Origin of the sequence: Pseudomonas sp. WS 5027 (assembly GCF_012985695.1) — a bacterium.
GTDB lineage: Bacteria > Pseudomonadota > Gammaproteobacteria > Pseudomonadales > Pseudomonadaceae > Aquipseudomonas > Aquipseudomonas hygromyciniae.
The window spans coordinates 20,444-42,504 of the sequence record NZ_JAAQWU010000021.1 but is presented as its reverse complement, the minus strand read 5'-3'; the positions used below and the strand labels follow the sequence as shown (position 1 = coordinate 42,504).

20 protein-coding genes and 2 pseudogenes are annotated in these 22,061 nt (G+C 58.0%); 7 read left to right on the top strand and 15 right to left on the bottom strand.

All coding sequences use genetic code 11. The features are described from left to right. Positions 1-10 precede the first annotated feature (10 nt). Positions 11-877, bottom strand: a complete 867-nt coding sequence (locus tag HBO09_RS22795) for an alpha/beta hydrolase (protein ID WP_169997447.1) — start codon at positions 875-877, stop codon at positions 11-13. A gap of 131 nt (positions 878-1,008) precedes the next feature. On the opposite strand from HBO09_RS22795, the gene HBO09_RS22790 reads away from it, so the two are divergent. After that, on the top strand, positions 1,009-1,887 hold the full coding sequence (locus tag HBO09_RS22790) for a LysR family transcriptional regulator (RefSeq protein ID WP_169997449.1): 879 nt from the start codon (positions 1,009-1,011) through the stop codon (positions 1,885-1,887). A gap of 101 nt (positions 1,888-1,988) precedes the next feature. Here the strand turns inward: HBO09_RS22790 and HBO09_RS22785 are convergent, their stop codons facing one another. Further along, positions 1,989-2,972 (bottom strand): Lrp/AsnC family transcriptional regulator, encoded by a 984-nt coding sequence (locus HBO09_RS22785; RefSeq protein ID WP_169997452.1) that lies wholly within the window; start codon positions 2,970-2,972, stop codon positions 1,989-1,991. A 97-nt stretch (positions 2,973-3,069) separates the two neighbouring features. Here HBO09_RS22785 and HBO09_RS22780 point away from each other — a divergent pair, with 97 nt between their 5' ends. Both HBO09_RS22780 and HBO09_RS22775 read left to right on the top strand, forming a co-directional pair. After that, the gene (locus tag HBO09_RS22780; protein ID WP_169997454.1) at positions 3,070-4,359 is read left to right on the top strand and encodes an MFS transporter; all 1,290 of its coding nucleotides are present in this window, start codon (positions 3,070-3,072) and stop codon (positions 4,357-4,359) included. An 87-nt stretch (positions 4,360-4,446) separates the two neighbouring features. Next, positions 4,447-5,859, top strand: a complete 1,413-nt coding sequence (locus tag HBO09_RS22775) for an amidase (protein WP_169997456.1) — start codon at positions 4,447-4,449, stop codon at positions 5,857-5,859. A gap of 170 nt (positions 5,860-6,029) precedes the next feature. Here HBO09_RS22775 and HBO09_RS22770 read toward each other — a convergent pair whose 3' ends face one another. Continuing rightward, positions 6,030-6,560 (bottom strand): hypothetical protein, encoded by a 531-nt coding sequence (locus HBO09_RS22770; protein ID WP_169997458.1) that lies wholly within the window; start codon positions 6,558-6,560, stop codon positions 6,030-6,032. A gap of 50 nt (positions 6,561-6,610) precedes the next feature. Further along, positions 6,611-7,051, bottom strand: coding sequence for a PACE efflux transporter (locus HBO09_RS22765; RefSeq protein ID WP_169997460.1), 441 nt, complete (start codon positions 7,049-7,051; stop codon positions 6,611-6,613). A 115-nt stretch (positions 7,052-7,166) separates the two neighbouring features. On the opposite strand from HBO09_RS22765, the gene HBO09_RS22760 reads away from it, so the two are divergent. Next, the gene (locus HBO09_RS22760; protein ID WP_169997462.1) at positions 7,167-8,060 is read left to right on the top strand and encodes a LysR substrate-binding domain-containing protein; all 894 of its coding nucleotides are present in this window, start codon (positions 7,167-7,169) and stop codon (positions 8,058-8,060) included. Between the two features lie 101 nt (positions 8,061-8,161). Here HBO09_RS22760 and HBO09_RS22755 read toward each other — a convergent pair whose 3' ends face one another. The 3 genes from HBO09_RS22755 to HBO09_RS22745 form a co-directional block, all read right to left on the bottom strand. Next, positions 8,162-9,052, bottom strand: a complete 891-nt coding sequence (locus HBO09_RS22755) for a LysR substrate-binding domain-containing protein (protein WP_169997464.1) — start codon at positions 9,050-9,052, stop codon at positions 8,162-8,164. A 196-nt stretch (positions 9,053-9,248) separates the two neighbouring features. Beyond that, on the bottom strand, positions 9,249-10,394 hold the full coding sequence (locus HBO09_RS22750; RefSeq protein WP_169997466.1) for a serine hydrolase domain-containing protein: 1,146 nt from the start codon (positions 10,392-10,394) through the stop codon (positions 9,249-9,251). A 141-nt stretch (positions 10,395-10,535) separates the two neighbouring features. Continuing rightward, positions 10,536-11,603: a fatty acid desaturase gene (locus HBO09_RS22745; RefSeq protein ID WP_169997468.1), complete on the bottom strand. Its 1,068-nt coding sequence runs from the start codon at positions 11,601-11,603 to the stop codon at positions 10,536-10,538. Positions 11,604-11,920: 317 nt separating this feature from the next. Between HBO09_RS22745 and HBO09_RS22740 the strand changes: the two genes are divergently transcribed. Beyond that, positions 11,921-12,484 carry a recombinase family protein gene (locus tag HBO09_RS22740; protein ID WP_169997470.1) on the top strand — a complete coding sequence of 188 codons (564 nt, stop codon included), beginning with the start codon at positions 11,921-11,923 and terminating at the stop codon, positions 12,482-12,484. A gap of 35 nt (positions 12,485-12,519) precedes the next feature. On the opposite strand, the gene HBO09_RS22735 is transcribed toward HBO09_RS22740, so the two are convergent. The 8 genes and pseudogenes from HBO09_RS22735 to HBO09_RS22705 form a co-directional block, all read right to left on the bottom strand. Beyond that, the gene (locus HBO09_RS22735) at positions 12,520-12,684 is read right to left on the bottom strand and encodes a hypothetical protein (protein WP_178120385.1); all 165 of its coding nucleotides are present in this window, start codon (positions 12,682-12,684) and stop codon (positions 12,520-12,522) included. Between the two features lie 119 nt (positions 12,685-12,803). Beyond that, the gene (locus HBO09_RS22730; protein WP_169997472.1) at positions 12,804-14,417 is read right to left on the bottom strand and encodes a methyl-accepting chemotaxis protein; all 1,614 of its coding nucleotides are present in this window, start codon (positions 14,415-14,417) and stop codon (positions 12,804-12,806) included. Positions 14,418-14,597: 180 nt separating this feature from the next. After that, positions 14,598-14,865: pseudogene (locus tag HBO09_RS29055) on the bottom strand (hypothetical protein). Between the two features lie 214 nt (positions 14,866-15,079). Next, positions 15,080-17,107 (bottom strand): LTA synthase family protein, encoded by a 2,028-nt coding sequence (locus HBO09_RS22725; protein WP_169997474.1) that lies wholly within the window; start codon positions 17,105-17,107, stop codon positions 15,080-15,082. Then, positions 17,107-17,691, bottom strand: coding sequence for a hypothetical protein (locus HBO09_RS22720; protein WP_104912280.1), 585 nt, complete (start codon positions 17,689-17,691; stop codon positions 17,107-17,109). Before HBO09_RS22720 ends, HBO09_RS22725 begins: the two co-directional genes overlap by 1 nt. Next, positions 17,691-18,977, bottom strand: a complete 1,287-nt coding sequence (locus HBO09_RS22715; RefSeq protein ID WP_169997476.1) for a sialidase family protein — start codon at positions 18,975-18,977, stop codon at positions 17,691-17,693. The genes HBO09_RS22720 and HBO09_RS22715 overlap by 1 nt, the downstream gene beginning before the upstream one ends. Positions 18,978-19,027: 50 nt before the next feature. Beyond that, positions 19,028-19,573: pseudogene (locus tag HBO09_RS22710) on the bottom strand (cytochrome b/b6 domain-containing protein). Then, a complete protein-coding gene (locus HBO09_RS22705) occupies positions 19,573-19,839 on the bottom strand; it encodes a PepSY domain-containing protein (protein ID WP_065894972.1) in 267 nt (88 codons plus the stop codon). Before HBO09_RS22705 ends, HBO09_RS22710 begins: the two are co-directional and overlap by 1 nt. A 158-nt stretch (positions 19,840-19,997) precedes the next feature. Here HBO09_RS22705 and HBO09_RS22700 point away from each other — a divergent pair, with 158 nt between their 5' ends. Next, positions 19,998-20,660, top strand: a complete 663-nt coding sequence (locus HBO09_RS22700; protein WP_092236509.1) for a response regulator — start codon at positions 19,998-20,000, stop codon at positions 20,658-20,660. After that, positions 20,657-22,042 carry a sensor histidine kinase gene (locus tag HBO09_RS22695; RefSeq protein ID WP_169997478.1) on the top strand — a complete coding sequence of 462 codons (1,386 nt, stop codon included), beginning with the start codon at positions 20,657-20,659 and terminating at the stop codon, positions 22,040-22,042. The genes HBO09_RS22700 and HBO09_RS22695 overlap by 4 nt, the downstream gene beginning before the upstream one ends. The last annotated feature ends 19 nt before the right edge of the window (positions 22,043-22,061 follow it).

The following is a 22,061-nucleotide window of genomic DNA, read 5'->3' as shown; positions in this document are numbered from 1 at the left end:
TTGCGGTGTATCAGCCCAGGTTGCGCTTGTGGCGCAACACCTTGGCGAAAAAGTCCTGGGCAGCCGGCATCGCCTTGATGCCCTGGTGCGCGACGTTGGGCAGCAGGTCGAAGTGCACCTGCACACCGGCAGCTTCGAAGCTGGCCTTCAAGGTAGCCAGGCGCTCGGGTCGCGTACGCCCGGCCGCGTTGGCACCGGCCATGAAGTGTTTGCCGCCCTCACGGTGGGTAATCTCCCAGGTTTCGAGGTCCGAATCACCCACCACCATATGCACCGGCAATCGCTGCAAGGCTGGCAGGTTCAACGGTTTGCCGAAGCGCGTGGCAAAGTCCCGCACGCCGACCCACCAGTCCTGATCGGCATCGAGCAGGGTCACCGAGCCCGGCGCGCCGATGGACGCCGCCCAGAGCTTTTCGGGGTGCAGGTAGCAGAAGCGATGGGTGAATTGCCCACCACCGGAATAGCCGAACAGGGCAAAGGTCTCGAAGCTGCGACCGTAGCGCTTGCCAACGCTAGCAATCATGTCCAGTAGTACTTGGTCGTAACGGATATTGCCTTCGACTATCTGCTTGTAGCCATCACCATTGCCATCGCCCAGCACGCCGACCGGGAACAGCGGCGACAGGATCACACAATCGTTCCAGCGGCCAAATTCCGCGAAGCCATTGCGGTAAATCTCCATCGCACGGGTCGAGCCGTGCAGCGAGACCACCAGATCTACCGGCCGGGCGCTGTCCTCGATGGCTTCAGGCACGTAAAGGGTGTAGGCAAACCGGCTGTCCCCATGGTGGGAGTACACGGTGGTCGCGCCGAGGTGATACACGTTTTTTGCCGCACGTAATGCTGCGTCTTCAGGGCTGATATCTGGATTGCTCATTTGGAAAGTTCGCCGAGTCAGTTCGGACTTGAGTATTGGTCGAGCACTATAAAAAGAAAAACTAATTTAACTTTAGCCAGAGTAAACAAAACCTTTACGATATCGTCGTACCCATGAGCCCGGGCCTACCCATGAGCAACATTCGTTTCTTCAAGACGTTTATCGCCGTCGCCGAGTACGGCAGTTTTGCCGCCGCCGCCGACCGTGTGGCCCTCACCAACGCCGCCGTTGGCCAGCAAATGCGCGCCCTCGAAGAAGAGATGCGCCGACCGCTGTTCGACCGTAGCCAGCGGCAGATCAAGCTGAGCCGCGATGGCGTGTTGTTGCTGCCCAAGGCCAAGCGCCTGTTGGCGGACTACGAGCAAATGATTGCCGAGGCCCCCGATGACATGGCCATGGAGGGTGAAGTGTCCATCGGCGGCATTACCTCCGGCATGGGCCTGCTCGCCAATTGCCTGGTGCAACTGAAAAAGCTGCACCCGCGCATATCGGTCAACCTGATGACCGCCCGCTCCGAAGAAGTGGTCAGCCTGGTCCACGCCGGCAAGCTCGACGCGGCATTGCTGATCGAGACGGCGCGGCAGAACTTCGACGGGTTGAGCTGGACCCTGCTCTACAACGAGCCCATCGTCATGCTCGCCAACACCGCGCAAACCGCCGGCATCGACGACGCCGTGGAATTGCTCAGGACCCAGCCGTTCATTCGCTATGACCGCTCCACCGCCGTAGGCCGCAAGGTGCAGTCGATCATCAAGAGCGAATCGGTCGAACCGCTGGAAATCCTCGAACTGAACTCGATCATCGGCATCGCCGACCTGGTGCGCCAGCAAGTCGGCGTGGCGATCGTACCGCTGCTGAAGAACTTTGACTGGCACAAAGACCCCAGCCTGCGCGTATTGCCGTTGCCCGGCGACTTGGCGGTACGCCGGGTGGGGATCTTGGAGCAAGGCACCAAAAGTGCGATTACCGGGGAAATTCGCAAGTTGCTGATGTCGGCGGTGGCGAAGTGACCGTGACATCCCCATTGCCGAGTCCGTAGTTTCAGGCAGCAATGCCTGTAACGCATGGAAACCTCACCCAAAGAGAGCTTGCTCAACGGCAGGCCGCAACACTACTCAACCATAAGCCCTCGACGCACTCGCCCTGCTCTTTTATAGGCTCTTACCACCGTATTGGTCTCACACGAAATGATCCCCTCAAGGGCCCCCATGCGGGCGGTTGAGACGGTCCACAGATCATGGATATCGCGACATAGCACATGCCAAAACAACTGCGAACCACCACTGGTACCAAACAGGCAACGGGTGTGTTCATCCTTTGCAAGCGCAAGGGCAATCCCCTCCGCCGCACCCGGTCGAGTTTGCAGCGACACAATCGCCTCGACCCCGTAGCCCACCAACAGAGGCTCCAGTTCCACGCGAAATGTCAGGGCATTACTGTCGACGAGCCCACTTAGCATCCGTTGAACCTTCGGTTCACTGACCTCGCACGTTTGAGCAAGCGCGCCCAGGCTGGCCCTTCCATCCAGCATTAATGCATCCAGTAGACGCATTTCGTCAGCATTCAGGCTCACAGGCCCGGCCACCACCGGTTCAGTGGGCACCGAACCATCAATGCGCCAGCGACTGGCCCGTCGGAACGATCTGAGGACCACTTGCGTTTGAACCTGCCTTACCCCCGGCACCAGCGGCAACTCCTGCACCACCATGTCAGAAAGCGCTTGCACACTGGGTAAGTTGATCTCGGTGAAGATATCGAACTCTCCCGTTGTCGCCATGACCACCTGGGTCTGCGGCAACTGCGCCAAGTGCTCCGCCACCTCCCGCTGACGCCCGTCGGCTACCCGAATCCATGCATGCAACACCGGGCCACTGCCTACGACAACCGGATCAAGCTCGCCGATGACCCGGATGTAACCACTGTCCATCAAGCGTTGCAGGCGACGCGACAGCGTACGCTCCGCCACATCGCAGCAGGCACTCAGATCCCGCCAGGTGCCGCGAGGATTGGCTTGCAGTGCAATCAGGCAGGCCAGATCCGTTTCATCCAGCGCAACATGTCTTTTTTCATCCGTATCAACGGTTGACGAGACCATATTCTTACAATACCTTCGCTCAAGTGGCTAAATTAAAACAAAACAAGGCCGCACATGTCTAAAAATAATTACAATTCAAACCCAAAGGCACAAGCCAATGAATTATGCGACTCAAACGTCCCAAGCGGCAAAGCCGCAGGTATCAACCGCGCGCAAAATTGCTGCTGGCAGCATTGGCAATGCGGTGGAGTGGTTCGACTGGACGATCTATGCCTCGTTCGCAGTGTTCTTTTCCACACAATTCTTTCCGAAAACTGACGAAACGGCGTCACTGCTAGCGACTTTCGCTATTTTCGCCGTAGGTTTCTTCATGCGCCCAATCGGTGGTTGGGCCCTGGGGATCTACTCTGATCGCTATGGCCGCAAATCAGCTTTGGGGGTCACCATCATGCTGATGGCCGGCGGATCACTGATGATCGGCATTACCCCCACCTACGAGCAGATCGGCCTGCTGGCCCCGGTTTTGCTGGTGATAGCGCGACTGATGCAAGGCTTATCGTTGGGCGGTGAATACGCGTCAGCCTCTACTTACCTTGCCGAGTTAGCACCAGACCACCGTCGCGGCTTCTTTTCGAGCTTTGTATTCTTTAGTTCCGCCGCGGGTATTCTGACCGCTTCGGCGATTGGCTGGGCACTGACCACCGTCCTCACCGACGAGCAGATGCGAGAGTTCGGCTGGCGCATTCCGTTCTTGCTCGGCGCCTTGGGCGGTATCGCAGGCATTTGGCTGCGTATGTCGGTGCCTGAAGCAGAAGCGTCAACGCAAAAAACCAAGAAGGTAGAGAAGCAACCGCTGCGCACCCTGCTGCGTGATTATCCGCGCGAGACCCTGCGGATTGTGGGCTTTTCGATCCTCAGCACCTTTGCCTTTTACCTGTTCGTTATCTACATCCCGACCTATGCCATCCGGGCACTGCACGTGGAGTCCTCGACTGCGTTTGCTGCAAATACGGTTGCCATGGTCGCGTTCATGCTCGTGCACCCACTCTTCGGCATGCTCTCTGACAAGTTCGGGCGCAAGCCGCAACTGATTGTGTTCGCCTTGGGTTACCTGCTGTTCTTCTACCCGATTATCACCAGCATGCAGCCGACGTTCTCCTCGATCCTGATGGTGGAGTTATTCGGCCTGCTGCTCTACGCGCTTTATACCTCGATCGCTCCCGCCATCATGTCTGAGCAATTCCCGAGCAGTGTTCGCGCCGTGGGAATTGGTGCTCCATACAATCTGATGGTGGCGTTGCTCGGCGGGACTACGCCTTATCTGCTGACCTGGCTGCAGAGCCACGGTCAAGAGAGCTGGTTCTTCTATTACGTGCTCGCAGGCGCCGCGCTCACTCTTCTGACCTTTATCAAAATGCCAGAAACAGCCGGAAAACCACTGAAGTAGCCACTGGCTCGAACAACGCTATGCGATCCCCGTCAACGACCGTCGAACACGGGGATACCGATCCACCCCTCTTAGAACCTAGAAATTATGCGCGAACGATCCGAAGCCCTTTGTTTCCAGACTGCCCTGCAGCTTGCCCATCTGATCGCTACCCGGCAGATCACCTCGCGCGCCGTCACGCAGTATTTTCTGGAGCGTATTGCTCGCAGCAGTACGCTTAACGCCTTCACCGTGGTGTTCACCGAGCAAGCCTTGGCGGCAGCGGATGCCGCCGACAAGGCGCTTGATAAAGGTCACTCATTGAGCCCCTTGCATGGCGTACCGGTTGCCATCAAAGACAATATCGAAATCGCCAACACCCTGGCGTCGGCAGGTTCGTTGAGCCGCCTGACCACAATCAGTTCCGTGACCAGCACCGTCGCGCAACGATTACAGGCGGCCGGAATGGTGATTGTGGGCAAGACCCAAATGACCGAATTTGCCTTCGGCCTATCCGGACAGAACCCAACCCGAGGCACGCCCTGGAACCCCTGGGACGCCAAGCTGCATCGCGCCCCGGGCGGATCTTCTTCAGGCGCGGCGGTAGCTGTCGCAGCAGGGCTTGTACCCATTGCCGTCGGTGGTGATACCGGCGGATCGATACGCGCTCCCGCCTCGTTTAATCATTTGGTCGGCTTCAAACCGTCCAGCGGGCTCATCAGTTTGGACGGTGTCGTTCCACTCGCGCCAAGCCTGGACGTGCTGGGCCCAATCGCCCGCGACGTTTACGACGCACATGCACTCACTGCCATCATCGCGAGCCCGTATACCGGCAATGGATTGAACGTTCAGGCTGAACTCGCAAATGAGCTGGTGCCAACCCAGCCGGGAACCGTGTGTGTACTGGACCCCCGTGCATTCCCCAGTGCGCTGTGCATCGGCGCACGCCGGGTATGGGATCAAGCCTTGATCAACCTGAGCACGGCCGGCTGGACGCTGGAGTACTGGGTTCCAACTGATGAGTTGGAGATCGGTCGGCTTTCCGAGTGCAACTCGATGATCATTGCTTATGAGGGATATCGCGAGTTTGGCCACCTTGCACATGACCCCGCGCAGCTACTCTGGAAGGTTGTACGCAATCGAATCCTTGCCGGCGCGGATATCAGCCGTGACGCCTACGAAAACGCAGTTGCGCAGCGTGCACATGCAGCCGAGGCATTCACGCGAGCGATCGGCTCATCCGGCGTTCTGTTGATGCCTGTCAGCGGTCACGGCGCCCTGCCCCTTGATGACCAGGACGCTGATCACGCCAGTATCGGCAAGTTCAGTCGAGCCAGTAACTACCTCGGCACACCGGCAATCGCCCTCCCCTCTGGATTCGATGAAGCCCAGATGCCGATTGGCGTGCAGTTGCTTTCCCCGGTATTTACTGACATGCACTTACTGAACATCGCGAGCGCGATGGCACCTGCACTGTTACTTGACGAACGCAAGCCTGAGCTTGGGCGATGGGGGCTTTAAGTCGCACCTGACAGAACGTCTCCAGTAAGGCTTGCGCAGGTGTTATCCACGCAGGCCATTGTAGAGGGCTGCACTTTATTGACTTATCAAGCAGCAGATCGCATGCCAGGTAGTCGCAAGCGATCCAATTTCTGGATGCGCTTGAGGTGGGCAAACAACATCGATAGGGATCATGTAGCAATGTAGGCGAGAACCGGCTGGAGGCAAGTGAGCGGCGGTGCCGACTCAAGCATGTCGGTAGATTCACACCATGGATAGCTGCGACCTTGAAGCCAATCCATTATTTTGCGCATATGCAGGGCAGGACACTCCAACATGTGTTCGATCGTAATGGACAGTTGAATAGCCAGTCCGCTTTGCGGTGAAAAGACCCAATGATATTCCCCGCAGCCTACACGTAACTCTCCAGTCGCCTTTGTTGACATGCCAACCAGCCATTTGCACTTATGAACATTTGCGTCGGGCTTTGGAGGGGCACCGAAGCAGAATGTATAAACGTTCTCATATTGCAGGCTAAAACTGCGTACCAGTACTTCAGCAATATCTTCGCGGCCCTGGACGCTGGGAGGAAACAGGATGGTGCTTGTCTTCACTAACACGTTAAGAGCGGCGTCTGGACTGAAAGCACGCTGCAACAAGTCAGGCCGATTTCCGTCCTTGCCGAAGATGTAGTTCTCAATCGCGCTGGTTGCATTGTTCATGTACAAATCCTAGTACTGCTACAGGTAGGCTAATGGGGGTTTCGCGCGGGTTATTGGTTAACCGAAACCTCCCCCTTCGCGGACGTTGGTACATCAAACACCCTATCAAAGACCCACTGAAACACCAGCGCGTAAAAGAAGAAGAAAACGAACAGCCCCAGATCGGTGACCAGTGCAGCCCACCAAGAAATCTCCAGCCACCATGCCACCAGTGGCACCAACAGTAGAACGAGCCCCCCCTCAAAACCCAGTGAGTGGAGCAAACGTCTGCCCAACGTGCGAGCACGCTGCGGCTGACGCGCTTCCCAGAATTCAAAAACGTAGTTGAACAGCACGTTCCACAGCAGCGCGCATACAGACAACATCAACGACAGCGCACCCGCATGGGCCAGACCTTCGTCGTATATCAACGAGATGCTGGGCGACAGCACCGCAATAGCGATTGATTCATAGAGGATGGCTTGAAGAATTTTTCGCGAAGGTCCTTGCATGGTGTTTTCCGCAGGTTGAGTAGATCGAATATCTGCGACGGTATCGCTGCGTACACATCAAGAAAAATGAGATAAATTGAACAGTCATCAATTCAATTCATCTAGGGAACGATGCGTGTTTTCGACTCTTGCGCTTAACGCGCTGCGCACCTTCGAGGCGGCTGCGCGACTGGGTAGCTTTAAAGCGGCAGCTGAGGAGCTCTCTGTCACCCCCGCGGCCATTTCCCATCAGGTCAAGACGTTGGAAGCCCGCCTCGCAGCGATGCTGTTCAAGCGATCAGGACAAGGTGTGGTGTTGACCGAAAAGGGTGAGTTGCTATATCGCCAGACTCATCGCGCCTTATTAGACATTCGCCGCAGTCTGGAAGCTTTTTGTCCGGACACTGTTCCCCAGACCCTGACCATTTCCACTACACCGGGCTTGGCGGCTGCCTGGCTGATTCCCCGGCTGGGTGGTTTCTATCGGAGCTTTGCGCAATTCAATGTGCGGGTCGATACACGTAACGAAGTAGTCGATCTGCTGCGTGATTCCAGTATTGATGTTGCTATTCGCTCGGTCAGTCGCGATGACCCGAAGTTGTTCCGTCAGGAGTTGATGAACGAGCAATTCTCGGTTTACGGCGCCCCGGATCTGGTGGCCTCGCTGAACGTAAATCAGATCGAATTGATCAACCTTCACTGGAAAATCCCGGGAGATTTTTCAATCAACTGGGAAAGCTGGTGCGCGGCCGCCGAATGCCAGGCATGGCTTGAAACCGCGCAGATGCGTGAGTTCGACGATGAGCATTTTGCTTTGAGCGCTGCGGTTGCGGGTCATGGGCTGGTGCTGGCAAGCAATGTATTGGTGGCCGACAGCCTCAGGCGTGGGGAATTAGTGGCCTATAGACCAGAAGTAAGCCTGCTGGGTCCGCGTTACGTTGCGGTGTGCGTGCCAGGGTGGGAGCGGCAGGAGCACGTGAGCGCGTTCCTGATGTGGCTGGCAGGTGTCGCTGCGCAGGATGACGCTTGACCGTTTCACGACACAAACGGCCGGTTGCGAACGGCAGCTTTAGTCGGTTACTTCATCTACTGATTTCAGACTTTTGCCCCTCGTAGCCAATTGGCCTGGGACTATGTCGTACTCTGCGCCTCTTCGATAACCCACTCCACAAACGCCTTGACCTCATCACGTTGCATCGCCTCCGGCCGGGTCACGACGTAGTAGGCAAATCGTGCAGGCCAAGGCTTATCCAGGACTTGTACGAGGCGGCCCGCAGCAATTTCCTCTTTCGCATATTCCACTGGCACCAGGGCGAGCCCCTGCCCGGCTTCTGCTGCGCGAATTAGCAGGAAGTCATCTTCGAAAGCGCTCCCGCGTTCGGCGCGTGGGTCGTTGCCAACGCCATGGGCCGAGAGCCATAAGGACCAATCTGCGCGGTCTGAGTCGTGCAACAGAGGGTACTTGAGGCAATCCTGCGGCTCAGTGAGCACGGCGTTTGCCAGCACAAGGGAGGGGCTGGCCACCGGCACCAATACCGGCGCCATCAAGCGCGTGACGTGCAGGTTGGGATAGACCCCAAGCCCATGGCGTAATGCAACGTCGACTCGATCTCGGCGCATGTCCGCGATGGCGGACGTCGCTTCGACCCGCACTTCGATGTGCGGATATCGCTGGTTGAAACGGCCCAGGCGCGGCACTAGCCACGACGCCGCGAACGTGGCAACGGTACTGACCGTCAAGGTTTGCCAGGACTTGGCTTGTTCCAGCGACAGTAAAGTCTTCTGAATCTGTTCGAACGCCTGGAGCAAGGCGGGATGTACGCTTGCCCCCGCTTCAGTGAGACGCAAACCGCTTCTCTCACGGGTGAAAAGCGTCATGCCTACCCGATCTTCCAACAACCGAATCTGTTGGCTTACCGCCCCCGATGTGACGTTCAGGGCCTGGGCAGCCGCCTTGATACTGCCGCGCTGGCCTACCTCAACGAAGGTACGTAACGCCAGATAAGGAAGGGATGCGGCCATGATCTTTAGTTTTCCTGGATTCAGCGGCTAGAAAGGATCGTTTCCACTGCGCCGCCGCGAGCCTGATGATAAGCCTTGTTTAGCAAAGTTAAACATCATTAGAAAAACTATATCAATCAGCACACCTATGAATCACCGAGGCTGGCGGCTCTGCAGTGGGCCTGGCTGCGGGTGTAGCCGTGAGCATAAGCCTCTTTCAAAGCGCCGCATAAACAAGGGCTGACAGCCGGCCAGGACGGGGATCAATCATCGTATGGCTGCCCGAAGTCGTAGTGACAAAACCAAAGCTCACGCGACTTTCGGGATCGGCGAAACTCACCGGACCGCCAAGGCCGAGATGGCCAAATGCGTTTGGGCCCATGGCAAGCGAAGCCGTCGGATCGATTTGCTGCTCCAGCATGCAACCTAATCCATAACGCATTGGGCGCATCCATGTCCGGTCCATGCCGTGACTGTGCTCTTGGGTGAACTCATTGAGCAGTTCGCGACCGATAAAGTTTCCCGCCAGCAATGAACTATAGAAGCCGGCCAGGCCGTGAGCGGTGCCGTGTCCGCACACCGCCGGTTGCCGATACGCCCACCAGCGAGGGTCATTGGTGCGTCTAGGCACCATACCGGGGTTGGTAAAGGCAAATGTCGCGATATGCAATGGTTGGTTTTTCAGCACGGTCCGCAACGCTTGTGAGTAGGGATCACCGATCCGGCCTGTGGCATTGTCGAAACGAGCGATACGGTGAAAGTGCTTTTCGTCCACGCCAAGGTGAACGTCGAGGTCATGGGGGTCCAGAATCTCTTCGTGGATAAAGACACAAGGATCGCGTCCGTCCACCCTGCGAATCAACTCGCCGAGAATCCAGCCGAAGGTGGTGGTGCCATATCCCAGGTCTGTTCCCGGCTCCCACCACAGCGGCTCGGCCTCCAAGACCCGTATCATATGTTCCCAGTCATACATCATGGGGTTATGGTCGGGTGCTCGCAGCGCCGGCAGGCCCGCGGTGTGGTTCATCACCTGACGCAAGGTCACCTTGGCTTTGCCGCTCTTGGCAAACTCGGGCCAGTAACGGGCCACCGGCGCATCCAGTTCCAGCTTGCCCTGCTCGACCAACATCAGCACAGCCACCGCGACATAGGGTTTTACAACGCAAAAGGTATTGGCCAGCGTGTCGCGCGTCCAAGGCTTGATCCCCTCTTGATCCGCCATACCGGCCCACAGGTCGACAACCCTCTCTCCATTTACCTGCACGCACAGCCCGGCGCCTCGCTCTTGTGGATCATCAAACATGTCCTCGAAGGCTTGCTGGACCGCTTCAAACTGCTTCGCACACATCCCTTGCGCTTTCATGCCTCAGACTCCTGGTATTTGCAGTACTGCCCTTAACCATCGACAAGTTTGCCAGACGACAAGAAAGATCCTGCTGCCTGGCAGGCCCGTATTAAAACAACACTACTTTCGCGGACCACATCATTTAATGTTTGGGGGAACTCAACCCCGCGAACGCGTTTGAGAGTGGTCCATGGAAAAACGGTTCGCTCGTTTGTATGTGCCGAAGTCATTGAATCTGACACCTGCCTGTGCCATGACTTTATGCGCATAAGGTGCCGTCATCTGACGCAAGTAAAACGGGTCTCGCACAACGAAATGGTGAATGCTGTGAGTGCTGCCGAAGTTAAAACAGAACATCTGGAACGGCCACAGCCACCAAGGATTCATTACCTGGGTTTGCTGTAACGCATTTCGCGGGGCAACATCACCGTAATAGTGCATATTTGAACTGATAAAAAACAGACAAAACTGCCTTATCAGATTGGGAGCGACCAGAATAACTACAACGCTATTGACGACATCCATTAACGCCAACGTCGCAGCAGAACTATGGACGTCCGCCCCCACGATTGACCCTGACCAGACATACAGGTGATAGCCGAGGAATACATACCAGCACCCCCAATACAAAAGCCCGAAAGGTGTATTGAGTCGAATGATTTTGCCTAACAATCTTACCTTTTGCCGCCACCCCGGAGCAAAAACCGCATTCAGGAAACCAAACACAAATCCATCCATCAGTTTTAACAACCGGAGAATTCCCCAGGGGCTACCACTGGTGGTGATCCAGGCCTCCACATCCGAATCTGTTCCGGACTCTTTATGATGATGAAAGTGCAGACTGCGTCTTAGCCAGGGGCTGGGCATTCCCGGTCGTGCCAACCAACAAAAAAACATCATGGCATTATGGGCCAGCGGTTGTTTTCTGAAATAAAGCCGATGAATCAAGTCATGTTCGATTTCATGAATAAACGAAGTCAGCAAGGCATTGATAAAAATACACGTCCACCCGGGGATAAAACCCTTTATATAGAGCCCTCCCGTGACCACCATCCCTACCAGGGAAAACACCATGACACTCGCACCCAGTGCATCCTGATGCTGCAGGATCGGGTAGCGCTTGCGCAGGTAGTTCCCGTGCTCGGTAATTCGTCGGGTGACATCATCAATCTTTTCCTGATCGGTACTTAGGCGATCAAATTCGATGGCTTCTTCCAAGACCTTCATCCATTCATCCTCTGCTTGCGTCGGGGAATTACCAGCCTCGTCAAGCCGGTCAAATCAATTGTTTGATCGATAAACAGTAGGCATTCAAATTCATTGGACGAATTGACCCGCCCTATTCAATAAATATGAAGTCGACTGCTTGCGAAAAACTTGTTAGGATCATTCCAAGCTTCAAAAGGATAAGACAAGTTCAATTCTTTGCAACTGTGTATTTTGGGCGAGTTCAGCGTTACAGGCACTTGTGTAATTTTTAATAATTTAGTTACAGTTTGCCCAAGGATAAAACAACTGCGTACAAGTATTGCCAAGGAGGCACCATGAGGTTGCATCGCATCAAATATTTCCGGCTCTCTCTACAAGAATCCGAGGGTAGCGCGGAGAAAAAAACGAGCCATGATGTATTTGACGCAGTGTTCTACGATGACCCTGCAGACAATGCCGCAAATCGCCCAGGCCTTGAAAGGCTGATTCGCTACACACAGTGCGGGGATACTGTGGTTGTCGACAGCATGACAACGCTCACCTCCAGCACCGAGCAACTGTGCACCATCACTCGCCGGCTGATTGAAAAGCAGGTAACCCTGGAGTTTTTGAACGAAAACCTGATTTTCCGACATGACTGCCTTGAAGTCATGGGGCCCATTATTGCGGTAATGGAACGGATCGCAGAGTTCGAGCGTGCAGCAATGAGGGAAAAACAGGCAATAGGGATTGCCAGCGCAAAGATGCGTGGGGTTTACAGAGGGCGCAAGAAAAAACTGTCTGACAATCAGGTTGTAAGCTTAATTGACCGCGCCGGTACTGGAGAAAGTAAATCTAAACTAGCGCGTGATTTTGAAATCAGCCGTCAGACACTTTACCGGTATTTGAGATCTACTTAGGGGACTCTTCGGTCACATCCTGAATCACCACCCACTTAGTGATTTCTTGAACTCGCAAATATGTTTTTTTTGGTGTCTTGGTCGATGATATTGCCCTGCACCTCAAACAGCAGCGCAGCATTTGTGTATTTTTTGCCAGGGGCAAGATTGAATTCGTAATCGAAGCCCATTGGGTTCTTGCCTTGGTTATGCAGCAGCATCGTTTCCAACTTATCCAGCGTCTTGACCGCTACGGCCTCGCCATAGCGAGCGACCCAGCCGCTCGCTGATCCGCTCCTAGCGCATTACAAAACTCCCCCACCAAGAACACCTGCGCCAATCAAAGCCGAAACCGCCCCACCGACTGCGCCAACTGCCCCGCCAGCGCCGACAACTCATCGGTAGTCCCCGCCGTTTGGCCAATCACCCGTGTATTGCCTTCCGACATCCCGGCAATCATCTCCACCTGATGCGCGATCTCATTACTGGCCAGGCTCTGTTCACCAATGGTGCGGGTAATGTCGTTAACCAGTTGCGTGGTATTCAACGTCGCCTCAAGAATCTCGCGGATTGCTCGCTCCACATCGGCCGTGACCGCCATGCCTTTATCCACCTGGGCCACCCCCGCCTCCATACTGGTCACCGCCTCGCGGGTACTTTGCTGGATGCGCGCGACCATACTGGCGATTTCCTGGGTGGAGGCGCTGGTGCGTCCTGCCAGGCTGCGTACTTCGTCAGCCACCACGGCAAAGCCGCGGCCCTGTTCGCCGGCGCGGGCCGCTTCGATGGCGGCATTGAGGGCCAGCAGGTTGGTCTGGTCAGCAATGCCCTTGATCACTTGGATAATGCTGTAGATCCCCTCGGACTCCTTGTCCAGGGTGCGAATCACTTGGGCCGACTGTTGCGCCGAACGAGCGATGGCGTCCATGTCGCTGACGACTTGGTGAATGACTTGCCCACCGTTCTCGGCCAGGGTTTGCGCCTGATTGGCCATTTCCAGCGCGTGCTCGGCATGCCGGGTGATTTCTTCGATGCTGGCGGTCATCTGGCTGGTAGCGGCCGACATAGTCCCTGCTGCAGAACTCTGCTGCTGGCTGCTGGCGGCAACTTCATGGCAACCGCTGCTCAGCTGTTGACTCATGCGCGTGACGCCCTGGGCGTTGTTGCGCACCACGTCAATCATGCCGCGCAGGTCATGTTGCATAACGGCCAGGCTGCGAATCAGCATGCTTGCCTCATCGCGGCTGGCAGGTTCGGGAATCGGTTCGCTGAGGTTGCCATGGGCGATGCTTTCGGCAATCTGTCGCGCCAGTTGCAGCGGCCGCATGATGCTGCGGGTGACCCAGTAGCCCTGGGCAACCAGCAACAGCAGGCACAGCACCAGCACCACGGCGAGGGTGAAATTGGCGCTGCGCACGGTTTGACGGGTCTGCTCGCCACTGGCTTTGGAGTTGTTTTCGATCAGTTCACTGAGGCTAGCCATCTGGCCTTCCAACTGGGTGAAGGCGTCGCTGAAAGTGCCCAGTTCTTGCTGGGCCGCGACGGGATCGTCCAGCGCCACACCGACAATCCGCTCACCCGAGGCGATGTAATTGTCGAGGCTGGGCTTGATATCGCTCAGTGCGGTCTTGAGGCTGGGGTTGAGCGCAAGCGCGAGGTTATCGTCCAGCGACTTGCGAAAATGCGCCGCGTGTTCAGCGATGGCCCCCAGCACTTCATCCCGGCTGCTGACACTTTTGCCCAGCCCCACCAGCATTGCCGACAACACATCGGCGCGCAGCGCGTCGTGCATCATGTCGGCTTCCAGATGATTACTCAGGGCGGTCATGCTGACCTCACTGTCAATCATCGCCGCCTCCATCCGTGCATTCCCCAGGTAGTTCACCAGGCTGATGACCAGCACGGTGAGTACACTGGTGCCGATCAGCAACAACAGTCGAAGTTTTATCGACATCCCTAAGCCCTCTGCGGTTATGGACTAAAACAAGGTATTGACGGCTGTCGTGTAAAGCCCATCGACGCGTTCGTTATCCCTGATTTAAGCCTACTTGCAGGTTTTCGCTTGGGTGATCCCGGTTTGGGTTGGCCCTGGGATGTCTGACGCTGACGCTCGCCTTGCTCTACAGCGCCCCCTTCACCTTATCTGCGACACGGCGCGCAGGGTGTCCGCAACCATTTTTTCGGCGGCGCACGCCCCGTCAATGCGCAAGACCGGCACCGTCTGCCTGGAAATCCACGCCTCATGCCGCGCTCTGTTGCGTCCCGAACACAGCGGGTCGTCAGTTAGTGGGCAGCCAGTAAAAGTCATCCACATCAACGTGGATTAAGCCCAGCGACGCAGCAAGGGCTTGCCCCAAAGTCGTGACGCCTGCGCACGAAGCGCCGGTAATGTAGATCCGCACTGTTCTCTCCATGAATATAAGTCGGCGTTGGATTCTACAAGGAGCCCAGGGGCGAACCCATTCACTCAAAATCGCGTTTTTTGCTCACTGTAGCGCTTGACTCTGCCCGCTGGGACAAGCCCTACCCTGCCTTATCTCTTTCAGTTTCCGCCGTCAGCGGATAAGGCAAACGTGCGCGGCGCCTCCAGCCCCAGCCATAGCGCGCAGCCGGACCTCAACGCACATTGCGGTACAACATCAGCCGCGCGCTTTCATTCAGGCCTCGGGTCAATTTGACCAGACGCTGGAATTCATCGGGGTTTTGCCCAGCCACGTTGTCCAGGGGGGTCAGGGAGCGCAGGTCGTGCAAGGTCGGCGCACTGCCGTCATGCTGCATCTGTAACAGATAATCCTGGGTGACCCCGCCGATCAGCGGGAAAGTGCCCTCACGCAAGACCAGCGGTACCACACGCTCGCCCTCCGGGGCCGGTTGCTGTATATCGCGCCCCATCGCCCCATTGTTGAACGCCACGCCCACCATCCCCGCGACCGTCGGCAACAGGTCCGCCAGCCCCACCGCCTCCTCGATCACCCTGGGCTTGAGCAAGCCCGGGGCGTGAATCAGCATTGGCACGTGGTTGCTTTCCAGGCCCAGTTGCTCGAAAGCCGGCGGCATATGGGGTATCTGGCTGATACGGGTGTTGTGGTCACCAAAGAACACGAAAATCGTGTTGTCGTAGTAACCCCCCGCCTTGGCCATTTCCATCAACTTGCCGATATTGAAATCCAGTAGGCGCACCGCGTTGTACTGCTCGACACTGCGTGAGCCGGCGGCTTGCACTTGCTCCAGGGACAGGTTGCTGCGCTTGAAACCGTCATTGTCCCGAGGAATGGTGAACGGGCGATGATTGCCCGCCGTCTGGACATAGGCAAAAAATGGCCGGTCCCGCGGTAGATCGCGCAGGATCCGGTCGCTTTCCTTGAACAGATCCAGATCGGAAATGCCCCATACATCGACTCGAGGTGACTGCCAGTGGCGCTCTTCATACAAGCGCACGCCGTCGATGCTCTGCTGGATCAAGGCGTTGATATTGGCCCATCCGGCATTGCCGCCAATCATGTACAGCTTCTGGTAATCGGTGAAGGCATTGATAAGCGTGTGCTGGCGTGTGATCAGGGGATGGCGGGTCGCCGTTTCCTGGCGCGTGACATCCGGGACGCCGGTGATACTCGCCCACACGGTCTTTGCGGTGCCAGTGACCGGCACGTAGAAGTGTTTAAAGAACCAGCTCTGGGTCGCCAGCCGGTCGAGGTTTGGCGTCGGGTTCAGCGGGTTGCCATATGCGCCGACCGCACTGGTGCCCAGGGATTCGAGCATCACAAACATCACGTTCGGCGTTGCGCCCAGGCGGTACGGCTGCGCGGTTTGCTCACGCTCGAACGTCAGGCTCTGCGGATCGGGGCGGTCCACCCCCAGGTAGTGGGCAACCACTGGGTAATGTTCACGCACCTGTGGCTCATCGAACTGCGCCTGGCCGGCCTTGAGTGTGTCGTAGAAAAACAGCACCGGATTCAGGCCCAGTGCCGCGATCTTGCCGTTGCCAGAGAAAAACGCATCGCTCCAGCGCAGTGGTACCGGGTTTTGCAGGTTGAGACTTTCCACTCGCCCAAGCAGCGCCAACAGCACAGCGATCAACCCCAGACCGCTGCCGAACGCCAGTGAAGCGCGTCGAATGGCCTGGGGTGGACGCCCCAGTGTCAGGCGTTCCAACCTCACAAAAGCGCAGAACCACACACCCAGCACCAACAACCAGGCAAGGACGATCCACAGCACCGGATAGGTCTGCCAAACCATCTGCTGCGAAATTTGTGCGTCTTCCAGGTAGCGCAACACGCTGGCGTTAAGCCGAACCCCAAGATAGGCGTAATGGCCGAAGTCGATGATGTACACCCAGCCGACGAAGCCCAGCGTCAGCAGCCAATAGCCCCGTGCCACAACGCGCAAGCCCGCAACGCGCACCAGGTTCCAGCGCGGCATCCAGGCTAGCACCGCCAACGGCAACACCAACAACACCGCCAGGCGCAGGTCGAAACGCAAGCCGATGCCCAGGGTGTCGAGCAACTGCCGGTTATCAGCGAACTGCGCCGGATCGATGCCGGAAAACCCCAGCACAAACACCAGCCGCAACCCTGCAAACAGCAAGAACGCCAGACCTGTCGCCCCTACGCCATAGCGCAGTCGCCGCGATTGCAACCAACCCATCATTGACCTCTATGTAGTTTGACGCTCTTGACGCAGAGCACGCTGCCCGCCACCAGGCAATAGCCCACCAGCAGCGGATCGATCAGGTAGTCCCAGTAGTTTTCCGACGCTTTCAGGCGTAACGCAAAGGCCAGTGTGCCGAGCGCGAGCATCCACACGGCCAACGTATTGCGCAGCCACAACAGCCCCAAGGCGAGCAGCGCAACCAGCACAATCATCGGCCTTGGATTGAAGCCCCAGCGATAGGGATCGAAGTAAGTCAGGCCCATGGTGGCCGGGTACAACAGCGCAGCTAGCAGTCCAAACAGCACCAGCATCTGGGCGCGCGCCCGAGGCTCTTGCGGCTCGACCAGCCCCAACCGCACCAGGCTTACCCAGCCCAGCAACACCAGGGTGCTGATTGCCAAATCATCGGTAAAACTGCGCACGTACGCCGCCAGCGGCAGGTCATTGAGGGGGATAAAGCTGACCAACGCCAACCCTGGCAACAACCACGGGCGCCAGGGCTGTAGGCAACGCAACGACCCGAGCAGGACAAAACCCAGGAGGATGAAGGTCAAATGGGCCTGCCACAGCATCATCATTACAGGCGCTCCGCCAGCCAGGCTTCGTTGAAGCTGACATGCTTGATAAAGGTGTTATTCCATGAATAAACCAGGTGATACACGCCGTCCTGGCCACGGCTGAAATACGGGTACTCGTACTCGAAATCACAGCCCCGAGGCTTGCACACCCGGTAGTCCAGGTTACTGAGGAAACGCTGCTCCAACGGCAAGCGCCGTGCGCCGCTGGAGGCCCGAAAGCCGGCGCCGATGATCGCCTTGTAGGCCTCGGGGGCGAAGGGTTGGCCAAGCGGATCCGGTGATTGATCCAAGTCGATTACATTGCGCCAGTCATTGAGGTCCGCGTCGGTGCCATACAGGCTGAGTTTGAAGCGCCCGTCACGCAGGTCATTGAGCGCCACCAGCAAGCCGTTATCGGCAGTGCCGACCGCGGCCAGGGATGAGTTGGGATTGGCCGGTTCCAGAGGGTAAGGCTCACTCCAGGTCTGCCCGGCATCATCGGTGCGGCTGGCCAGCACACGATGATGGGTATCACCGGCATAACGCAGCATCGCTACGGCGCGACGCTCGTCCAGAGGCACAATGGTCGGCTGCAGCGAATGCTTGCCCCGGCTGATGCGGAATTTATCAATCACTGCGCCATCCGCGCTCAGGTACAGGTATTCGGAAAACTTACCCATGAGTTCGTGATAGACCGGCAAACCAATCGAGCCGTCGGCATGAAAAACCGGCGCAGCACGCACCAGGGTGCTGACATTGAAAAACGGTGAGGTGATCAGTTGCCGGGGCGCAGACCAGTTGCGCCCCAGGTCTTCGGACACCATCACATTGATCGCGCTGGTCGCCCAGCCCCCCACAGACACCGACACATAGAACATCCACAGGCGCTGGTCCGGCGCCAGTGCAATCACCGGGTTGCCCAACTTGCGGATGTAGCGCCCGGTGCCATCGCGAGTCGACTCGCGGGTCGCCAACACATGCTCGGCGCCCCACTCCGTGGTCTTGGCGTCGAACCGCGCAGTACGGATCTGCACGTCGGCGGCGCCTTCACGCGAGCCGGCAAACCACACGGCCATCAAGTCGCCGCCCGGCAGTGCGGTAACCGACGACGAATGCACAAAGTCATCCAGTTGCGAGGACACGAACCGGCTGTTGTAGACCGGCTCGGCGCTAGCGGCCAAGGGCGCGGCAGGCCGGGCGAAAGGCGCCAGAACATGGGCCGGATGACTGTGCCAGGCCGCCCAGAAGACCAGGCATAGCGCCAGGCTGGCGAGAATGAATTTCAAGCGAAAAGACAGCACGCGCATAGTGAGCTCATGGCAAATGCAAGGTGGGGAGTGGAGACAAGACAGCGGTGTCAGTGCGCAGAATCATCCGGCAACCGACGCCGGCGACCGGTCAGCATCGATAACGGCAGGTTGTCGCGTACCTGGAAGCTTTCAAACACGGCCGCTGCGATATGCAAGCACACCAGCACCAGCAGGCCATTGACCGCAGTTTCATGCACTTGCAGCGGCCAATCGGCGCCCCATAAGGCATCGACCTCCTCCATGGCCCAGCCGCTCAGGCCCGCCGTCAACATCGCCAGGAGCATCAAAATCATCACCAATGCACCCAACGGCGAGTGACCGAGGCGATGTTCCGGGCGCCTGGCGCGCAGGGAGCGCACATGGGCGGCGAGCCTTGCCGGGGTCGGCCAGAAGTCCGCCCAGCGCGCACTGCGTGGCCCGACAAATCCCCACAGCAGCCGTACCAGCAATCAGCCCATGGCGTAATAGCCGAGCCAGACATGCCAATCGTCGCCGGCCTCAGTGAAGAAGTAGTTGGCGACAAAGACCCCGGCGATGGACACGTGAAACAGCCTCACCAGCGGGTCCCACAGTGCGATGGAGTTGCCTGGCATCAGCCCTTGATCTCGGTCTTGACCGCTTTGCCGCTGACCGGGTCGTGGTAGATCTCGACCTTGCGCTTGTCCTTGTCGAACCCGTAGATCTCATAGCAGTTGCCATCGGTGATCTTGAATTTGCTGATCTCGTAGCCCTGGGCTTTCAACTGGTCCTGGAACGCCTGCGGGTCTTGCCATTGCGCGCGCTGCTCCGTGGTGCATTGCGGGCCGGCAAGGGCCAGGGGGCTGGCAACAATCAGCGACAACAATAGAATTTTGCGCATGGTGACACTCTCGCTCGTTGAGTAAGGTCTCACTGTGCAAAACCAAGCTTAATGAAGTCTTAGCTGGTAATGAGTGGTTACATGTTTCTCGTCACCCGGCCTGCCACGCCCGTCTCGGCAGCGGCATGATGCCGCCGATATCACATCGGGAACACACCATGCGCCTATTGTTGGTCGAAGATGATCGGGCCCTCGGCCAAGGCATCCGCGTCGCCCTGAGCAGTGAGGGCTACACCCTGGACTGGTTGCACGACGGCGCCAGTGCGCTACATGCGTTACGCAGCGAAAGCTTCGATCTGCTGCTGCTCGACCTTGGCCTGCCGCGCCTCGACGGCCTGGCCCTGTTGCGTCAATTGCGCGATCGGCAACAGGACCTGCCGGTATTGATCCTGACCGCCCGCGACGGCACCGCCGAACGGATTGCCGGGCTGGATGCCGGCGCTGACGACTACCTGATCAAACCCTTCGATGTCGACGAACTCAAGGCCCGCATCCGCGCCTTGCTGCGGCGCAGCCAAGGCCGCGCGCAGCCACTGCTGGAGCATGCGGGCGTGTGCCTGGATCCGGTCGGCCAGCAGGTCACCTGGCATGGCAACCCGGTGGTGGTGACGCCGATGGAGTACCAGTTGCTCCATCAACTGTTGGCACGCCCCGGCAACGTGGTGACCCGCGAACGCCTGTCCCGGGCCTTGTATGGTTGGCAGGAAAAGGTCGAGAGCAACACCCTGGAAGTGTTGATCCATAACCTGCGCAAAAAACTTTCGACCGAGCTGATCCGCACGGTGCGCGGCGTCGGGTATGTGATGGAGCTCAAGCCATGACCTCGATACGTACACGCATCCTGGTGCCGGTGCTGATCCTCGTTCTGCTGGGCGATGTGCTGATCAGTTGGCTGGTGCTGCGCGACAGCCACCACGAGATCGAAGAAGTGTATGACGCCCAGCTCGCGCAAAGTGCGCGCCTGCTGCAAGGTGTGCTGGCACAACGTGCGCCGGGGGACAACGATTGGAACCGGCTCTACCAGGCCTTCGACGCAGCCATGAGCCGCGTGGGCGACACTGGAGCAGCGCACCCTTACGAAACCCGCCTGACATTCCAGGTGTGGCGCACTGACGGCCAATTGCTGGTGCGCTCGGCCGAAGCCCCGGAACTGAAGGCACCACCGGCGACCCTCGGCGCCCACGACCTGATGGACAACGGCCACGACTGGTGTGCCTTCCTGCTCAAGGACCCACAGCAAGGACTGCTGATCTGGGTGGGCGAGCGTGATGACATTCGCCAGGACCTGATCCAGCGCATCGTCGGCCATACGCTGTGGCCCAGTGTGATTGGCGTGCCGCTGCTGGCCACCTTGATCTGGCTGACCATCGGCTGGGGGTTGCAGCCGTTGCGCGCAATGGCCCGTACCATCCGTGGACGCACTACCGAAACCCTCAAACCGCTCAACCTGCGCCCCCTGCCCCACGACCTCGAACCCATGCAGACCGCGCTCAATCGCCTGTTGCAACAGATCGACAACCTGCTGGCGCGAGAACGACGTTTTATCGCCGATGCCGCCCACGAGCTGCGCACGCCTCTGGCGATCCTGCGGATCCATGCGCAAAACGCCCAGATGGCCGGCACCCCACAGCAACGGGAGGAAGCCCTGGAGTTTCTGGTCAGCGCCGTCGACCGCGCCACGCGCATCGCCAGTCAGTTGCTGACCATGGCGCGTATCGAGCCGCGCCTGGCCAACCCCGAGCGATGCGAAGTGGAACTTACCGAGCTGGTGCGGGAGGAACTGGCCGAACTGGCCCCCCTGGCGCTGGCAAAGGATATCGAGCTGATCCTCGACAGCGACCACCACTGCCTGGTCAAGACCGACCCTGTCGCCCTGGCGATCGCCCTTCAGAACCTGGTGACCAACGCCCTGAACTTCGCCCCGCCTGGCAGCGAGGTCAGGGTCCAAGTACAACCGCAGGGCTGCGGGGCGGTGTTTATCAGCGTCGAGGATGCCGGCCCCGGTATCGATGAGGGTGAATATGCGCGCCTGTTCGAGCGCTTCTACACCCAGGGGCACGGCAACGGCGCCGGGTTGGGACTGGCGATTGTGCAGATGATCGTCAGCAAGATCGACAGCAGCTTGCAGTTGTACAACCTGCCCCAGGGCGGGCTGTGCGCTGAACTGCGGATCAACCAAGGCGCGCCGCTTCATTCAAGTTGAGCGGCTTGCTGGCGGGCTT

Excerpts from the sequence above, each read along its gene's own strand:
- HBO09_RS22795 (WP_169997447.1), bottom strand. The coding sequence starts at position 877 with ATGAGCAATCCAGATATCAGCCCTGAAGACGCAGCATTACGTGCGGCA.
- HBO09_RS22790 (WP_169997449.1), top strand. The coding sequence starts at position 1,009 with ATGAGCAACATTCGTTTCTTCAAGACGTTTATCGCCGTCGCCGAGTAC.
- HBO09_RS22785 (WP_169997452.1), bottom strand. The coding sequence starts at position 2,972 with ATGGTCTCGTCAACCGTTGATACGGATGAAAAAAGACATGTTGCGCTG.
- HBO09_RS22780 (WP_169997454.1), top strand. The coding sequence starts at position 3,070 with ATGAATTATGCGACTCAAACGTCCCAAGCGGCAAAGCCGCAGGTATCA.
- HBO09_RS22775 (WP_169997456.1), top strand. The coding sequence starts at position 4,447 with ATGCGCGAACGATCCGAAGCCCTTTGTTTCCAGACTGCCCTGCAGCTT.
- HBO09_RS22770 (WP_169997458.1), bottom strand. The coding sequence starts at position 6,560 with ATGAACAATGCAACCAGCGCGATTGAGAACTACATCTTCGGCAAGGAC.
- HBO09_RS22765 (WP_169997460.1), bottom strand. The coding sequence starts at position 7,051 with ATGCAAGGACCTTCGCGAAAAATTCTTCAAGCCATCCTCTATGAATCA.
- HBO09_RS22755 (WP_169997464.1), bottom strand. The coding sequence starts at position 9,052 with ATGGCCGCATCCCTTCCTTATCTGGCGTTACGTACCTTCGTTGAGGTA.
- HBO09_RS22750 (WP_169997466.1), bottom strand. The coding sequence starts at position 10,394 with ATGAAAGCGCAAGGGATGTGTGCGAAGCAGTTTGAAGCGGTCCAGCAA.
- HBO09_RS22745 (WP_169997468.1), bottom strand. The coding sequence starts at position 11,603 with ATGAAGGTCTTGGAAGAAGCCATCGAATTTGATCGCCTAAGTACCGAT.
- HBO09_RS22740 (WP_169997470.1), top strand. The coding sequence starts at position 11,921 with ATGAGGTTGCATCGCATCAAATATTTCCGGCTCTCTCTACAAGAATCC.
- HBO09_RS22735 (WP_178120385.1), bottom strand. The coding sequence starts at position 12,684 with ATGCTGCTGCATAACCAAGGCAAGAACCCAATGGGCTTCGATTACGAA.
- HBO09_RS22730 (WP_169997472.1), bottom strand. The coding sequence starts at position 14,417 with ATGTCGATAAAACTTCGACTGTTGTTGCTGATCGGCACCAGTGTACTC.
- HBO09_RS22725 (WP_169997474.1), bottom strand. The coding sequence starts at position 17,107 with ATGGGTTGGTTGCAATCGCGGCGACTGCGCTATGGCGTAGGGGCGACA.
- HBO09_RS22720 (WP_104912280.1), bottom strand. The coding sequence starts at position 17,691 with ATGATGATGCTGTGGCAGGCCCATTTGACCTTCATCCTCCTGGGTTTT.
- HBO09_RS22715 (WP_169997476.1), bottom strand. The coding sequence starts at position 18,977 with ATGCGCGTGCTGTCTTTTCGCTTGAAATTCATTCTCGCCAGCCTGGCG.
- HBO09_RS22705 (WP_065894972.1), bottom strand. The coding sequence starts at position 19,839 with ATGCGCAAAATTCTATTGTTGTCGCTGATTGTTGCCAGCCCCCTGGCC.
- HBO09_RS22700 (WP_092236509.1), top strand. The coding sequence starts at position 19,998 with ATGCGCCTATTGTTGGTCGAAGATGATCGGGCCCTCGGCCAAGGCATC.
- HBO09_RS22695 (WP_169997478.1), top strand. The coding sequence starts at position 20,657 with ATGACCTCGATACGTACACGCATCCTGGTGCCGGTGCTGATCCTCGTT.